The sequence below is a fragment of the Acinetobacter sp. Ac8 genome, from assembly GCF_055392545.1.
The window spans coordinates 3323827-3339708 of sequence record NZ_AP043689.1 but is presented as its reverse complement, the minus strand read 5'-3'; the positions used below and the strand labels follow the sequence as shown (position 1 = coordinate 3339708).

13 protein-coding genes and 1 pseudogene are annotated in these 15882 nt (G+C 39.1%); 4 read left to right on the top strand and 10 right to left on the bottom strand.

Annotated elements, in window-relative coordinates; translation table 11 throughout:
- Positions 1 to 69: 69 nt before the first annotated feature.
- From ACZ5QH_RS15930 to ahcY, 3 genes are all read right to left on the bottom strand, one after another.
- Positions 70 to 789 (bottom strand): 16S rRNA (uracil(1498)-N(3))-methyltransferase, encoded by a 720-nt coding sequence (locus ACZ5QH_RS15930; protein WP_303576249.1) that lies wholly within the window; start codon positions 787 to 789, stop codon positions 70 to 72.
- A 36-nt stretch (positions 790 to 825) separates the two neighbouring features.
- A complete protein-coding gene (gene metF, locus ACZ5QH_RS15925) occupies positions 826 to 1662 on the bottom strand; it encodes a methylenetetrahydrofolate reductase [NAD(P)H] (RefSeq protein WP_154129811.1) in 837 nt (278 codons plus the stop codon).
- Between the two features lie 153 nt (positions 1663 to 1815).
- Positions 1816 to 3198, bottom strand: coding sequence for an adenosylhomocysteinase (gene ahcY / locus ACZ5QH_RS15920; RefSeq protein ID WP_004717024.1), 1383 nt, complete (start codon positions 3196 to 3198; stop codon positions 1816 to 1818).
- A 421-nt stretch (positions 3199 to 3619) separates the two neighbouring features.
- Here ahcY and ACZ5QH_RS15915 point away from each other — a divergent pair, with 421 nt between their 5' ends.
- Together ACZ5QH_RS15915 and ACZ5QH_RS15910 are read left to right on the top strand one after the other, a co-directional pair.
- Positions 3620 to 4171, top strand: coding sequence for a hypothetical protein (locus ACZ5QH_RS15915; RefSeq protein ID WP_303576248.1), 552 nt, complete (start codon positions 3620 to 3622; stop codon positions 4169 to 4171).
- A gap of 19 nt (positions 4172 to 4190) precedes the next feature.
- Positions 4191 to 5129: pseudogene (locus ACZ5QH_RS15910) on the top strand (DUF4424 family protein).
- A 49-nt stretch (positions 5130 to 5178) separates the two neighbouring features.
- On the opposite strand, the gene ACZ5QH_RS15905 reads toward ACZ5QH_RS15910, so the two are convergent.
- The 4 genes from ACZ5QH_RS15905 to ACZ5QH_RS15890 all read right to left on the bottom strand — a co-directional run bounded on the left by ACZ5QH_RS15905 (position 5179) and on the right by ACZ5QH_RS15890 (position 8201).
- A complete protein-coding gene (locus ACZ5QH_RS15905; RefSeq protein ID WP_303576247.1) occupies positions 5179 to 5703 on the bottom strand; it encodes a tetratricopeptide repeat protein in 525 nt (174 codons plus the stop codon).
- A gap of 89 nt (positions 5704 to 5792) precedes the next feature.
- Positions 5793 to 6131: a DUF3325 domain-containing protein gene (locus ACZ5QH_RS15900; RefSeq protein WP_151802740.1), complete on the bottom strand. Its 339-nt coding sequence runs from the start codon at positions 6129 to 6131 to the stop codon at positions 5793 to 5795.
- A complete protein-coding gene (locus tag ACZ5QH_RS15895) occupies positions 6128 to 7846 on the bottom strand; it encodes a PepSY-associated TM helix domain-containing protein (protein WP_303576246.1) in 1719 nt (572 codons plus the stop codon). Before ACZ5QH_RS15895 ends, ACZ5QH_RS15900 begins: the two co-directional genes overlap by 4 nt.
- 1 nt (position 7847) lies before the next feature.
- Entirely contained in the window at positions 7848 to 8201 is a 354-nt protein-coding gene (locus ACZ5QH_RS15890; RefSeq protein ID WP_303576245.1) for a hypothetical protein, read from the bottom strand.
- Between the two features lie 304 nt (positions 8202 to 8505).
- On the opposite strand from ACZ5QH_RS15890, the gene ACZ5QH_RS15885 reads away from it, so the two are divergent.
- The gene (locus ACZ5QH_RS15885) at positions 8506 to 8760 is read left to right on the top strand and encodes a hypothetical protein (RefSeq protein WP_303576244.1); all 255 of its coding nucleotides are present in this window, start codon (positions 8506 to 8508) and stop codon (positions 8758 to 8760) included.
- Positions 8761 to 8824: 64 nt separating this feature from the next.
- Here the strand turns inward: ACZ5QH_RS15885 and ACZ5QH_RS15880 are convergent, their stop codons facing one another.
- Both ACZ5QH_RS15880 and ACZ5QH_RS15875 read right to left on the bottom strand, forming a co-directional pair.
- Positions 8825 to 9211: a carboxymuconolactone decarboxylase family protein gene (locus tag ACZ5QH_RS15880; protein ID WP_303576243.1), complete on the bottom strand. Its 387-nt coding sequence runs from the start codon at positions 9209 to 9211 to the stop codon at positions 8825 to 8827.
- Positions 9212 to 9368: 157 nt separating this feature from the next.
- The gene (locus ACZ5QH_RS15875) at positions 9369 to 11825 is read right to left on the bottom strand and encodes an acyl-CoA dehydrogenase (RefSeq protein ID WP_303576242.1); all 2457 of its coding nucleotides are present in this window, start codon (positions 11823 to 11825) and stop codon (positions 9369 to 9371) included.
- A gap of 685 nt (positions 11826 to 12510) precedes the next feature.
- Here ACZ5QH_RS15875 and ACZ5QH_RS15870 point away from each other — a divergent pair.
- Complete coding sequence (locus tag ACZ5QH_RS15870) at positions 12511 to 14742, top strand: NADP-dependent isocitrate dehydrogenase (RefSeq protein WP_303576241.1); 2232 nt, start codon at positions 12511 to 12513, stop codon at positions 14740 to 14742.
- 259 nt (positions 14743 to 15001) lie between these two features.
- Here ACZ5QH_RS15870 and ACZ5QH_RS15865 read toward each other — a convergent pair whose 3' ends face one another.
- Positions 15002 to 15790 carry a pseudouridine synthase gene (locus tag ACZ5QH_RS15865; protein WP_004823066.1) on the bottom strand — a complete coding sequence of 263 codons (789 nt, stop codon included), beginning with the start codon at positions 15788 to 15790 and terminating at the stop codon, positions 15002 to 15004.
- Positions 15791 to 15882: the final 92 nt, after the last annotated feature.

Genomic DNA, 15882 nt, shown 5'->3' with positions numbered 1-15882 from the left:
ATTAATAGTTTCTTTGGAATTAAAATACTGTGAAATCATCCAATTTGCAATTATTTTACATGACATACATCACTTTTTAAAGCTTTGATAATTCAAAATTGATAATGCAACTACAGGTGCTGTTTCAGTTCTTAAAATACGATCACCGATGCACCAATTTTTAAATCCATATTGGTTGGCCTGATCAATTTCAGCTTCATTTAAACCACCTTCAGGGCCAATTAAAAGGGCAATATCTGGGCTTATGCCTTTAAGTACATCTGTCTGCTCTTTTTCAGGCGCAAGAACAAATTTACTCTGCGGTAATTCAGTTTTGATCCATTCGTTTAGGCTTAGAGGCGCTAAAATCTGAGGAACAATATTCATACCACACTGTTCACAAGCTGCAATCGCTATACCTTGCCAATGATCTAATTTCTTTTGATCTCGATCATATTTTAAACGCATTTCACAACGTTCTGATGTGAGCAATTGAATTTGAGCTACGCCCAATTCCACAGCTTTTTGAATCGCATAATCCATACGATCGCCCTTACTCATGACTTGTCCAAGTAGGGCTGTAAAAGCAGGGGTACGATTATCTGGATTAAATGAATTGACTAAAACAGAAGCAGATTTTTTTGCGACTGCTGTTAAAGTCACTTCATATTCACCCCCTTGTCCATTGAACAAGGTGGCTTTTTCACCCACTTGTGCACGCAATACTTTGACCCAATGATGAAATACTGTTTCAGTGAGTTCAACCGTAGTTTCGACAGCTAAATCAGATTCAATATAAAAACGGGGCATGCAGTATTACTCACAAGTTGATGATGCAATTTTGATTTAAGCTAAACCGAGATCAAGTACCAATTGGCGGTTTGGCTCAGTATGATTCATGCTATAGAAGTGCAAACTTGGTGCACCTCCTGCAATAAGGCGTTCACACAGTTTGATCACAACTTCATGTCCAAAAGCTTTGATACTTGCAGTGTCGTCACCATAGGTCGCAAGTTGCTTACGAATCCAGCGTGGAATTTCTGCACCTGTCCCATCTGCAAAGCGGATTAAGTTGCTGGCATTGGTAATTGGCATAATTCCTGGCGCAACAGGAATATCAATTCCTTGTTTTTGGATACGCTCTACAAAATAGAAATAGGCATCTGGATTAAAGAAAAATTGAGTGATGGCTGCATTTGCACCAGCTTTGACTTTTTCTGCAAAGTGCTGAATGTCTGCATCAAAGTTGTCAGCTTGTGGGTGCATTTCAGGATATGCCGCAACTTCAATTTTAAAATGATCGCCTGAGTGTTCACGAATAAAACGGACCAAATCAGTTGCATAAGGCAGTTCACCTAGGCCAACTTGACCAGAAGGTAAATCACCTCGAAGCGCAACAATACGATCAATCCCTTGAGCTTTATAGATATCGAGTAATTCAGCAATACGTACTTTGTCATCACCAATACATGAAAGGTGAGGGGCAACAGGTGTACCTTTACCATTAAAGTCAGCAATTGCGGCTAATGTACGTTCACGCGTCGAACCACCAGCCCCATAAGTAATCGAGAAAAACTCTGGATTTAAAAGCTGTAATTCTTGATGAACAAGCTTAAGTTTTTCCGCCCCTGCATCAGTTTTGGTCGGGAAAAACTCAAACGAAATTGGAACACGTTTGGTCATGGTTAAATCCTTTTTTATTCATACTTTTTTAATTTGTTTTAGCCTCTTCGAAGTCCTTTCCTAAAAGGAGAGGACTTCGCCTTTATATTCATTAATCTGTAAATGAATATTCTTTCTCCCTAAGGAAGAAAGCGAAGGAGAGGGGGTTAAAACTTAGTACTTATAAGCCTCAGATTTAAATGGACCTTCAACTGCAACGCCCAAGTAATCTGCTTGAACTTGAGTCAATTGCGTCAATACACCACCAAAACCAGCTACCATTGCAGCAGCAACTTCTTCATCTAATTTCTTAGGAATCAATTCAACACGGATCTGTGCTGCTTTTTGATCTTCTGGAAGATCAGCAAATTTCTCTGCGAATAAGTGCATTTGACCTAATACTTGGTTCGCAAAAGAACCATCCATCACGCGTGAAGGGTGACCTGTTGCATTACCAAGGTTAACCAAACGACCTTCTGAAAGAAGAATCAGGTAATCATTTTCATTTTCTGTACGATACACTTGGTGTACTTGAGGCTTAACTTCAACCCACTTATAACCACGTAAATAGTTTGTATCGATTTCAGTATCAAAGTGTCCGATATTACACACCACTGAACCTGCTTTTAATGTATCTAACATTGCAGAATCACATACGTGGTAGTTACCTGTAGTTGTTACGATCAAATCAGTATTTTGAAGAAGGTCTAGGTTAATGTCTTCTTTTTTACCTGTTTGTACACCATTTTTATATGGAGAAACAACTTCATAACCGTCCATACATGCTTGCATTGCACAGATTGGGTCAATTTCAGTTACACGTACAATCATACCTTCTTGGCGAAGTGATTGAGCAGAACCTTTACCAACATCACCATAACCAATTACTAGCGCACGACGACCAGATAACAACATATCTGTACCGCGTTTGATGGCGTCATTTAATGAATGACGGCAGCCATATTTATTGTCGTTTTTAGATTTTGTGATTGAATCATTCACGTTAATTGCAGGAACTTTTAAAGTACCGTCACGGAACATTTCATTTAGGCGTTGAACACCCGTAGTCGTTTCCTCTGTAATACCATGAATTTTAGCAATAAGTTCAGGATATTTTTCATGAACAACAGCAGTTAAATCACCACCATCATCAAGAATCATGTTGGCATCCCAAGGCGTGCCATTAACATTGATTTGTTGTTCAAGACACCACATGTATTCTTCTTCAGTTTCACCTTTCCAAGCGAATACTGGAACACCAGATGCGGCAATTGCTGCTGCTGCATGATCTTGAGTTGAGAAGATGTTACATGAAGTCCAACGTACTTCTGCGCCTAATTCAACCAGTGTTTCAATTAAAACAGCAGTTTGAATGGTCATATGAATACAACCCAGAATTTTTGCGCCAGCAAGAGGTTTTGCTGCTGAATAACGTTTACGTAAGCCCATCAACGCTGGCATTTCTGCTTCAGCAAGTTTGATTTCTTTACGACCGTAGTCAGCGAGGGAAATATCTGCAACTTTATAATCTGTAAATGAAGCATTAACCGCGTTCATCACGATCTCCTTTATATTAAAAAAATATTGATCATTCAGTTCGCGGATGCCGTTGTTGATCAGCACGAAAGTCTGACCGAATCGTCGAGCCTAGCGATTTCACATTTATGTGCCTGTGAAAAAGTCGCAGCATCCCTCGACTGGCGACTATTGTACCTAGATTTTAATAGAGTTCAAATGTAGTTGGTTAATATTCAACTAAAAGATAGAATTGTTTTTGAATCGCTAAGCTATGCAAAAATATGATCAGTATTTACTGATATATAAACAGAAATAAAATCAAGATGATGCATTTAAGCGTTTGCCAAGTGCTAGAGCTGTGCCACGATGATTGCTGTATTTGTGATTATGCTGCATGCTTTGCTTTTTTTATCTCTGGGTTTTTTGGTTTAAAAAAGTGAATATCGGGGAGATTAAATTGATGGATATTGTAAAAATAATTGATCAGCATAGTTTTGCATTGCGACAAGCCATTGAGCAGGCTTCGCTTGAACAGCGGAAAAGTTTGGTGAAAGCTGTTTTTGCTTTTTATGAAAAATTACCGAACTTTCAATCTGCTATCGAACAAAATTATCAAATAAAAATTGATAAAAAACAATTGTTTCAGGATATTGATCAAGAGAATTTAATTGATTATCAAAAGCGAATTCGACAATCAAATGCTTCCGTAGATGAATATGCCGATGATTATGAGGAATTAGCGGCCATTGAGGTGATTTCTTTGGATGCCTTTTTCTTAATGGTATCAAATCAAAACAAAAGCCAGCATTTAGTGGCTTTGTTTAATGCGATGATTGAAGTGCTGGATTATTATGAGAATTTTTCAGAAAACTCAATCTATTGGAATGAAGTTTTAGAAAAAGAAATTCTTTTACAAGAGCAGATTATCAAACAGATTGCTACACATATTATTTTCGATGAATCCATTTATTGTGTGCATTATCAAACAATAGAATTTCCTGATTTGGATTAACTGATTTGGATTAAAGAGAATGAAAAAAATCGTATTGATCACATCGATTCTGACAGCGACATCAGCTTTCGCCAATGATTCTACAGGTTATGTGGGAACAGGGGGAATTGAGTACCTTAAAAATAAAAATATTGCCATGCAACGTGAAGACTTATTTATTAGTAAAAAATTAATTAAGGTCGATTATCAATTTAAAAACCTCAGTAATCAGGATATTACTGAAACTGTTTTGTTCCCTTTACCACGAGTTGATAATACTTTTGAATCCGATTTTGCCCACACTGAGGATTTATTAAAAAGTTTTAAAATTCAGGTTAATGGAAAAGCGGTTCAACCGACAATGCATGTGCAGACATTTATACAAAGAGATGAAAAGTCTAAAGCGATTGATGTCACTGAGTTATTTAAACAGTGTGGCTTTTCACAAACTTAAATGTTAAATCCTTGGAATCGCAAAAGTGATGAATATGGGGTATTTGAAAAGAAACTGAAAGGCTGTTCAAACCCTAAAGTAAAAAGCATTTTGCCTAAAAATCCAGATGAAGTCATCAACTGGTCATCACAGGTGGTTTATAGCTGGAAGCAAACTTTTAAAGCCAATTCAATTACACAGGTAAAACATCAATATAAACCTTTAGTGGGTGGTTCGGTTGCACTATATCCAGATGAATATAATCAACAATTTTGTATGGACAGTAATTTTAAGAAAGGCTTGAAAAAAGCACAGTCGGAACATTCGCCTTTTAATGCACTGAGTTATATTTTGACTACTGGGGCAAATTGGGCAAAACCGATTGAAAACTTTAAATTGACCATTGAACGTGATCCGGGAGAATTGGTATCGTTTTGTTGGAAAGGTAAAGTCAATAAAATTAGCCCGACACAATTCCAAATGGTTGAGAAAAACTTTGTACCTAAACAAGATTTAGATGTAATTTTTGTGCATTTACGTAATTAAATAAGTGAATCAAATTTAAGCCCATTTTATATGGGCTTAAATTTATAAATTATACTGAGGTGTCTTCAGCTGACTTGGCTTTTTCAGCCCAAAAATCAGCTTTTTCTTCATCAACATCAACGCCCATCCCGTGTTCATAAATACAAACAAGATCACGCATGGCTTGAACTTCACCCAGTTTTGCTGCTTGCTCAACCAGCTCTACTGATTTCACCAGATCTTTTTCAACCACATCGCCACGGCGATAGAAATTGGATAACTCTAAAATCGCAGCAGGATGCTGATGTTTGGCCGCTTGCTCTAACCAGCGATGGGCATGTTCAAAATAAGCCTTGGCTTCTTTAGGATCTTCTTCAAGGATATCTTTTGCATAATAAGCATAGCCTTCACCTAACCAATACATGGCTTCAACATGGCCTAATTGTGCTGCTTTGAGTGCCCATTCTTCTGCAAGTTGATTGTTATCTTCATCTTCACTTTGCATATATATTTCAGCAAGTTCAAATTGTGCAGCTGGATTGCCCATTGCAGCACGATTGAGTAATTCTGAAGAGATTGAAAGTGGTTTAGACATAAAAATACCAATACAAGGCAATAAATTTGATAGAAAAAAAGCCAATCCGTAGATTGGCTTATGATTATAACTGATTTTTGTGAAACAGTTTAAATGAGTAGCATCACACTTGTGATTAAGCTGATACCCACACAAAAGCTGGCAGCCAATTTCATTTTTAAACTGTAATAGCTTAATAACACCCCAACAAATAATGCTGAAAAGGTCAGTACTCCAACCCAAATGCTGAGCATGCTGCTCAGCTGCCCTGACATGACACAAATGATCAGTGAAATCAGCAGTAAAGCCCAACCTGTAATAGAAGCAAGTTGGGTTTGTTTGGGGCTTAGTTCATGTCCATAGATCTGTTTTTGATGCTTTGACATTGCGCTGGCAAGCGCGATAAAAGCCAAGCTAGACAAAGACCAAACCAGTAAGAAGAAAATCACGCTGAAATCTCCTTATTTGAAGGTACATTTCTGGCTTTTTTGACAGGAAGCCCTTTATGTTTTTTAACTTTATAAAATGAGTAGAAAAACAAAATTGCAAGCGCCCATGTCATTAAATCAAAAGACGCAATCATCCATTGGCCATTGGCAATACTGTTCCAAAGTGCTTGACCACCCGTAATAAAATTGACAATAGGCAATAGGGCAAAAGCAACACCAGAGAACAATAGAAGTTCTAGCCAAGCTTGACGATGCGGGCGAAGCGCTGCATAAATTAACGTAGCTAACCATACAATAAAGAAGGTTCTAATTTCCCAATTTAAACGTGTTTCTATTTCAAATGGAATGAAACGATTGGCGTAGAAGTAGGCGGCACATGCAATAGGTAATCCAATCACAGCAGCAATATTCATCACTTCAACGAAACGATAACCAAATGATTTATAACCTTGTTTTTGTTGTTGCGGTGCACGTTTGACGCACCATAAGATCAGCCCCGTTGCAACCATTAAGGTGCCCATTACACCAGAGAAGAACAATAACCAGCGGAAGGTTAAATCAAGACCACGCGCTTCATGCAATACAGTCACCACATTGTAAATCCCCATTGGGATAGAGGCATTGTTTGCTTGAGCCGTTTCGCTGATGTCTTTACCAGTCACGCCATCGAATTTTAAAATGGGGTAAACACCACGCTGAACCACACTTTTCGCATATAAAGCGCGAAGTTCAATGGTGGCATTGGATGTATTTGGCGCAATCATTTGAATAGAAGCAATCGGATTTTCTTTCCACTGCGCTTGTGCGGTTGTAATAAGCGGGGTTAAGTCGGTGAGTGGTGCAGGATGACCAACATCTTGTTTATGTTTTTTGCCTCTTTCGCCTCGTGAGCGTTGTTCATTTTGGCCTTGAGTTTGATTTGTATTTGCAGATCCAGTACGGTTCTCAGCATTTCTATTGCGAGCATTATTTTGCTGAACTGCACCGCCGCGCATCTCTTGGAAAAACTCTTGTCGGTCTTTATAGACTTGGTTGATTCCCCAAGGCATAAACATAAACATCAGTAATAACAAACCGCTGAAGGTGATCATGATATGAAAGGGAAGGGCAAAAACAGCTGTGGCATTATGTGCATCTAACCAAGAGCGTTGGCCTTTACCTGAACGGAACGTAAAGAAATCTTTAAAAATTTTTTTATGGGTAATAATGCCACTGATAATTGCCACAAACATCAGCATGGTGGCTAAACCGACGATCCAGCGTGCCCAAATACGATCAAATCCATACAGTTCAAAGTGAAAGCGATATAGAAAGCCACCACCACGGGTATCTCGTGCCTCAATAACTTGTCCAGTTGCACTGTCTATGGTGATTCTTTCCCCACCACGACGCGCTTGTAGATCTTCACCTTGTTTACGAATATTTAATTCAGTTGTGGTCTGTCTAGAATTGGGTAATTGAATCGTCCAACTACCAGCATCAGGATAGTTCTTTTGTAGATAATCTAAGGCAACTTGGGTTTGCTGTACTTGAGAATCACTTGGAACGGATTGGTGTATTTCTGGTTTCATCCAAGCCGTTATTTCAGACTGAAAGAAACTCAATGTTCCTGTCAAAAAAATTGCATAGAGTAACCAACCAAGAATCAAGCTTGCCCATGTATGTAACCATGACATGGATTGGCGTGGACCTTCAACTTTTGCATCTACGCGCATCTTAATTCCCCATCATTTTATAAATGGCAAATAAAATGATACTTGGAAGAAGTATGCCTAAGCTGGCTTTTAATGTCTTATTGACCATAAAAACCCAAATGAATGCAGCACCGTGAATACAGAAAGCAAGTAGCGTTGCACTCATCGCAGCCGCGGCACGATAATCAGCAAATGTTTTTGCAATCACTATAGCGGACAAGGACGCAAGCAGATAACCACCAAGAATTGCCAGGGCAAAACGGTAGGTAATCATGACGCGATATTGTATGAGAGAGGGTGCGGATTTAGCTCGTGTTGATACAGTCGGAGTTGAAACTGATGCGTTTAGTACATCGAGTTCAGTCTGGCTATTCATAGGCAATCAAATACAGAAAGGTTAAAAATTAAGTAAATAATAACAATTATCATTTACTTTTTAAATACAAAAGTTAAATTTGATTAAAATAAAGCACTGGATTTATTTCAATTTTTATGTGCAGGCTTGGCTACAAGTTTATCCAAAATAATTGAAAAATTTTTATAATTTTAGATGGTTATACAATCTTATCGTGACTATATTTTCGAGCATGTGCCTTCGAACATAAAGCATACAGCGTATTCCGATATTTATTTATATCTTGTAGTGACATCTTGGAAAACAATAATATGGAAATTAAATAATGTTTATTCATGCTGAAGACGCGAAACGATTGGCAGCCAATTCAAACTTAAATATAGAGCTATATAAAGGTCGTTTGGCTCAAATGATTGAAGAGAATGCCAAGCAGGGAAATACTGCTGTTTTTACAGTTTTGCCTAAACATCTAGCTTTAGAGGATATTCGTGGACTTTCTTCTGAGTTAACCCAATTGGGATATCACATCCGCTTTGAAGTGGATGAGTTTTTTTATAGTTTTAATGTGTTTTGGAATTAACTCGGCAATATAGGCCATAGTTTTGAGCATGGCCTATATTGAAGAATTAGCAGGTATTGCTTGTTTATGATTCTTTTTGATATTCATTGATGACTTCGAGCGCGGCACGAAATGCTTCTTGGGTTGTCGGTGCGCCACAGTAAGGTAGGCTGTGTAATAACACTTCCTGAATTTCTTCAACTGTTGCACCATTATTCAATGCACCACGAATATGACCTTTTAGTTCGGTTGGGCTTTTTTGTGTAACTAAAAATGCAATGGTAATCAAAGAGCGGTATTTACGTGGTAAAACACCCTCACGTTGCCAAGTTGAACCCCATGCATGCTCATTGATCCAGTCTTGCAAAGGTCTTGTAAAAGCAACAGTGTTGTCTTGAGCGCGTTTTACAAAGCTTTCTCCCATCACTTCTGTACGGACTTTTAAGCCATTTTCATAATCTTGTTGAGACATCGTTTTTTCCTCAGCTGTTATATTTTTAACACTATACCGAAATAGGCAAATAACCCATTGGCAATATGTCTATGATAAAAAACAGCGATGGTGAATCGCTGTTTATGGTTAAGGTTTTATATCGCCTTATCTGTTAAATGGCATTTGCCAAATCGATTTAAGTTGAGTGAAGATGAGGATTTTCTAATACCAACACCTGCTCTAATTTTTCATCAAAAATATCTGTGAGCATACTGTCATAACGAAGTGCATTATATTGGGTTAATTTTGTGGCTAAATCATCGCTGATTAAGCCACGAGTGACTGCATCCTGTATGCGCTCTTCAAATCTTAGCCCTTTATATTCACCTTTAGATTCCGCTTTTTTAAAGCTGTTCCAATCGTCTTCAACAGTTGTGAGTAGATTGAAGGTGGCTTCCATTCGTCCAAAAGCATCATTCGGATCAACAGTATAATAAACCTGCGTTTTTAAATAATCTCGGAACGGGTTATCTTGCATGAGCAGTTCCGCAGCTTCACTCTTTTGACGATCGCTCGGTTTCTTGATTGGTCGACCAAATGGGAAACAAACAAATTTAACCAGACTTGATGCAATTTGAATCGGAAAATTATCAAATAAGCCATAAAATGCTTCTTGGGCATCATAAAGCGTTTCGTCCAATGCAAGTTTAGCATGTACCTGTTCTTGCGTGGATCTTTGACCATTTTCATAAAATTTGAGAATGGCTGTCGCAATAAACATTTTGGAGTGAATGTCAGCTAATCGCCCTGAGAGCATTTCTTTACGTTTAATATCACCGGCTAATAGTCCAAGACACATATCTGCGGTTAGGGCGAAGTCAGTACTGAATCGATTGATGATTTTATAATAAGGTTGAGTAAAAGCATCTGATGAGTCAGGTCGTTGACTACTTGCCCCAAACCATCCATAAGTGAATGCACGCGCACCACGGTTTAAGGTGTAACCTAAATGTTGATATAACATGGTGTTAAATGTATTTAAGGCAGAGGCTTTATCTTCGGCCTGTAACAGTTGTAATTCCTCAAATAAATAAGGATGGCAACGCATTGAACCTTGACCAAAGATCATTAACGAACGGCTTAAGATATTTGCCCCTTCAACTGTTATCGAGATCGGAATAGCTTGATACATATTGGCAAGAAAGTTACGCGGACCTTGTTGAATACCACGACCTCCTGTGATGTCCATACCATGATTGACGATTTTTCGCATCGTTTCAGTGGCATAGTATTTTGCCATCGCGGTCATAACAGCGGGTTTGCCACCTTGATTTAAACCACAAGTGACTAAATAGCGGAAAGCTTCCAGCATATAAGTATGGCTGACGATGTCACTGCTAACTTCTTGCACCCCTTCAAATTTACCTACCGATAATTTAAATTGTTGACGAATTTTAGCGAATGCACCTACAGATAAATACGTCATTTCACCTGCGGCTGTAGATAGTGCAGGAAGTGAAATACCACGTCCAACAGCCAGACATTCCATCAGCATACGCCAGCCATTCCCGGCATTTTTTGCGCCACCAATAATCCAGTCAATTGGAATAAAGACGTTCTTACCTTCAACTGTACCATTCATAAAAGGAGAACCACCCGGATGGTGCCTTGGTCCAACCTCTACGCCTGCATGAGAGGCGGGTATAAGTGCACAGGTAATGCCATACTCAGTTTTAGTTTTATCTCCCAATAAGCCATCTGGGTCATACAGTTTGAAAGCGAGACCGACTACTGTTGCAACGGGTGCTAGGGTAATCCAGCGTTTTGAGAAATTCATCTTTAAGCCAAGTACTTGTTGACCTTCGAACTCTCCATAACAAACCACGCCAGTGTCAGGAATCGCCCCAGCATCAGAACCCGCTTCAGGACTGGTGAGTCCAAAACAAGGAATTTCTTCACCCTTGGCCAAGCCAGGTAAATAGCGATTTTTTTGTTCGTCTGTACCATAATTCAGTAAGAGCTCACCCGGTCCTAATGAGTTAGGCACCATACAGGTCACAGCCGTTGTTAAAGAGCGTGAGGCAATTTTGCTCATAATGCGACTTTGTGCAAAAGAGCTAAATTCACGACCACCATAAGTTTTAGGGATGATGAGTCCAAAAAAGCCATTGTCTTTAATAAATTGCCATGTCTCTGCGTTAAGGTCTTTATTTTGATGAATTTCCCATTCATCTAGCAACTGACAGAGTTGTTCAACCTCATGATCTAAAAAAGATTGCTCTTCATTACTAAGCGTCGGGTAGGGATAATTGTTAAATTTTTCCCAATCTGGCGCCCCCATAAATAATTCTTTTTCCCACCAACTGGTACCCGCATCCAATGCTTCACGTTCAGTGGTACTCATGTTTGGCATTGCATTGGCTAATGTTTTATAGGCCGGTTTAGTCAAAACTTGCATTCGCAGTGGTTCAATCAGTAATACTAAACTGATGAGAATAAGCGGAAGACCAAGGATGAGAGACCATGGGCTGATCACTGCACTCAGAATTGCAATGACAATCGTAGTAATACTTCCGACTGTTCGATGAAGTGCAAAAAAGAAAACGGCCCAGAGTGAGATGATTTGAATAAGTATTGCGATGAGTAATAGCATTAACATATTACCTCTACAGTTTTAATATTAATTTTGGGATCGGAAATACATCATTGAAGCTTATTCTTTCATCAAAGATGTGGTGAAAAATTAAACATGTAATTTATTAATAACGATTTTTTCACTTACTATTCAAGGTAAAAGTATTGTTGTTTTGTGAGTATAAGTTAACCAAAGCATATTTATTGTCATATCGTGACTAGAGTATTGGGGGGTAAATAAACTTTCCATTCATTTGCTTATTCATTTTTTAGACAGACTTGAATGATTTAAAATTTAAACAGTATTTAGCTGATTTTTGTTTGTGCTGTTTGGCTTGTTTTATGTCGCTGAAGCGCGTCGATGTGTTTTCAATGGCTTTCAATTTGCTGCTCAGTTTGTAAGAATCAGCAAGATAAAATTTTTAATGATTAAAACAATAAAGCACAAGACGGCATAGATTGTTGTTGCTCTTGGTCGGAATGGCTATTTTTACAAGAAAATGCTTAATTTTTGTGCAAATGTTGATATTAATGCAATATTTGTGATGTACCATTTTTTTACGAAATGTCGTTATCACAGATCTTACGTTGACTGTAATACCAGGAAGGCTGATACTCTTGGGGTTAAATTTAAGCAAGTCGGTTCGTAAGGGCTGGGTCACAAGCTCGGTTCTCAAAACACAATTTAAAGCAAGGGGCTATATATGGCTGGTGGAAAGTCAACAATCATTTACACACTGACTGACGAGGCGCCATTGTTGGCGACTTATTCGCTACTGCCGATCATTGAGACCTTTACTAAGCCAGCTGGCGTAGAGATTGTCAAAACTGATATTTCTGTAGCTGCTCGTGTTCTTGCAGAATTCGCGGAATACTTAAGCGATGAACAGAAAGTATCTGACAACCTTGCGCATTTAGGGCGTCTTACTCAAGATCCAGACACTAACATTATCAAACTCCCAAATATCAGTGCATCTGTTGCTCAGTTGAGCGCATGTATTAAGGAACTTCAGTCAAAGGGTTATGCAATCCCAGACTATCCTGAAAATCCAACAACTGAAGAAGAAAAAGCAATTAAGGTACGTTATAGCAAGTGCCTTGGTTCAGCGGTGAATCCAGTGTTACGTGAAGGTAACTCTGACCGTCGTGCACCTGCAGCAGTGAAAAACTATGCGAAGAAACATCCACATTCAATGAGCGAATGGAAACAGTGGTCACAAACACATGTTTCGCATATGGATGAGGGCGATTTCTACCACGGTGAAAAGTCAATGACACTTGACCGTGCGCGTAACGTAAAAATGGAACTGATCACCAAAAATGGTGAGAGCATTGTGCTTAAGCCAAAAGTTGCATTACTTGATGGCGAAATCATCGATTCAATGTTTATGAGCAAGAAAGCGCTTTGCGATTTCTATGAGAAAGAACTTGATGATTGCCGTGAAGCAGGCATTTTATTTTCGTTGCATGTAAAAGCAACCATGATGAAAGTTTCACACCCGATCGTGTTCGGTCACTGTGTAAAAATTTACTATAAAGAAGCATTTGAAAAGCACGCTAAGTTATTTGATGAGTTAGGTATTAACGTCAATAACGGTATGGCTGGTCTTTACGAGAAGATTGCAACTTTACCAACATCATTACGTGAAGAGATCATTGAAGATCTTCATGCATGCCAAGAACACCGTCCTGCACTTGCAATGGTGGATTCAGCGAAAGGCATTACTAACTTCCATTCACCAAATGATGTGATTGTGGATGCATCTATGCCTGCGATGATTCGTGGCGGCGGTAAAATGTGGGGTGCTGATGGTAAGCAGTATGATTGTAAAGCTGTTATGCCAGAGTCAACATTTGCACGTATTTACCAAGAAATGATTAATTTCTGTAAGTGGAATGGTAACTTTGACCCACGTACTATGGGTACTGTGCCAAACGTTGGTTTGATGGCGCAAAAAGCTGAAGAATACGGCTCACATGACAAAACTTTTGAGATCACTGAAGCGGGTGTTGCAAACATCACAGATCTTGAAACTGGTGAAGTGTTGATGTCACAAAACGTTGAGGAAGGCGATATCTGGCGTATGTGTCAGGTGAAAGACGCACCGATTCGTGACTGGGTAAAACTTGCAGTAACGCGTGCGCGTAACTCAGGTATGCCTGCAATCTTCTGGCTTGACCCATACCGTCCACATGAAAATGAATTGATCAAGAAAGTACAAAAATACTTGAAAGATCATGATACGGCAGGTCTTGATATCCAAATCATGTCACAAGTACGTGCAATGCGTTATACGCTTGAACGTGTTGCTCGTGGTTTAGATACAATTTCAGTGACTGGTAACATTTTACGTGATTACTTAACTGACTTGTTCCCAATCATGGAATTGGGTACTTCTGCGAAAATGTTGTCTATCGTTCCGTTAATGGCGGGCGGTGGTATGTACGAAACAGGTGCGGGTGGTTCAGCGCCTAAACATGTACAACAACTTGTAGAAGAAAACCACTTGCGTTGGGATTCTCTTGGTGAATTCTTGGCCTTGGCTGTTTCTTTAGAAGAGCTAGGTATCAAAGAAGACAATCCACGTGCTAAGTTATTGGCGAAAACATTGGATCAAGCAACTGGTCAATTGTTAGATAACGACAAGTCTCCATCACGCCGTACAGGTGAGCTTGACAACCGTGGTAGCCATTTCTACCTTGCGAAGTTCTGGGCTGAAGCACTTGCTGCACAAAATGACGATGCTGAATTAAAAGCCAAGTTTGCACCACTTGCAAAAGCATTGGATGAGAACGAAGACAAAATCCTTGCTGAGCTTGCTGCTGTTCAAGGTAAGCCAGCGGATATCGGTGGTTACTATGCAGTTGATACAGCTAAGGTTGAAGCTGTAATGCGTCCAAGTGCGACGCTTAACGCTACGCTTGCTACTGTTTAAGTTTTAAAATGCTATAAACCAACGATCTTGTTGGTGAGAAAAGCCGATGCATACGCATCGGCTTTTTTTATTGATGGCATAAATCTTTGTTTAAGTTATGTATTTGCAAGGTTTTGTATGAATCAATTTAAATGATGAGGGCGAGATTGGTTTTAATTGGTCTTGAATTTTTTAGTTATAAAATAAAAATGCCCAATGAAATTCATTGGGCATTTTTGCAATATGCGGCAATCGATTAATGGCTTAGAAGGACTAAATCCTAGCGACCATTACGTCCACGACCACGTGGTGCTTTGGTATTTGGGCGGGTGGTACCATTGGTTTTACGACGTGGTTTTTCACCATCTTCCATTTGCCAGATACGTTTAGTTCCAGATTTCTTTGTTGAACCATCTTTATTCTTACGAACAATTGGTTTTCCACCTGTACCGCCAGGTTTCTTCACATAAGAGCGTGAGCGGTAAGGTTCATCTGCTGGAATATTTTGGAAGTCTGGATAAAGTAATGGTTCAATTTCTTTAGTTTCACCAGGTTGTAAACCCATTTGCACCAAATCAATTGCACCAATCTTGGTACGGATCAAACGTAAAGTCGGGAAACCAACAGCCGAAGTCATACGACGGACTTGACGGTTACGGCCTTCACAAATAGAAATTTCAATCCAAGATGTTGGAATATTGGCACGGAAACGTACTGGTGGATCACGATCCCATAACCATTCAGGTTGTTCAACTTTATTCGCTTGAGCAGGTAAAGTCATACCATCTTTTAGCTCAACACCTTTACGCAACTGTTCTAGGGCTTCTTCAGTCACATCACCATCAACTTGCACCAAATAAGTTTTAAATTTCTTATTGGCAGGATTGGTAATGTATTGATTTAAACCACCATGATCAGTTAAAAAAACTAAACCTTCAGAGTCCATATCGAGACGACCCGCCAAACGCAAAGTCGAGTCATCTACGAAGTCAGACATCGTCATATGTGCTTCGTCTTTACGAAACTGGGAGAGGACGTCATAAGGTTTATTAAGAATGACAATTTTCACTTTAGACCACTAATAAATATCAATAAAATTTTTGAGTTTGATAAAGTTACCCGTTTGAAGAGAGTTGGGTAAAGATAAAGACTACGATATGT

Excerpts from the sequence above, each read along its gene's own strand:
- ACZ5QH_RS15905 (WP_303576247.1), bottom strand. The coding sequence starts at position 5,703 with ATGTCTAAACCACTTTCAATCTCTTCAGAATTACTCAATCGTGCTGCA.
- ACZ5QH_RS15875 (WP_303576242.1), bottom strand. The coding sequence starts at position 11,825 with ATGCTATTACTCATCGCAATACTTATTCAAATCATCTCACTCTGGGCC.
- ACZ5QH_RS15915 (WP_303576248.1), top strand. The coding sequence starts at position 3,620 with ATGGATATTGTAAAAATAATTGATCAGCATAGTTTTGCATTGCGACAA.
- ACZ5QH_RS15870 (WP_303576241.1), top strand. The coding sequence starts at position 12,511 with ATGGCTGGTGGAAAGTCAACAATCATTTACACACTGACTGACGAGGCG.
- ACZ5QH_RS15895 (WP_303576246.1), bottom strand. The coding sequence starts at position 7,846 with ATGCGCGTAGATGCAAAAGTTGAAGGTCCACGCCAATCCATGTCATGG.
- ACZ5QH_RS15885 (WP_303576244.1), top strand. The coding sequence starts at position 8,506 with ATGTTTATTCATGCTGAAGACGCGAAACGATTGGCAGCCAATTCAAAC.
- ahcY (WP_004717024.1), bottom strand. The coding sequence starts at position 3,198 with ATGAACGCGGTTAATGCTTCATTTACAGATTATAAAGTTGCAGATATT.
- ACZ5QH_RS15880 (WP_303576243.1), bottom strand. The coding sequence starts at position 9,211 with ATGTCTCAACAAGATTATGAAAATGGCTTAAAAGTCCGTACAGAAGTG.
- ACZ5QH_RS15930 (WP_303576249.1), bottom strand. The coding sequence starts at position 789 with ATGCCCCGTTTTTATATTGAATCTGATTTAGCTGTCGAAACTACGGTT.
- ACZ5QH_RS15890 (WP_303576245.1), bottom strand. The coding sequence starts at position 8,201 with ATGAATAGCCAGACTGAACTCGATGTACTAAACGCATCAGTTTCAACT.
- metF (WP_154129811.1), bottom strand. The coding sequence starts at position 1,662 with ATGACCAAACGTGTTCCAATTTCGTTTGAGTTTTTCCCGACCAAAACT.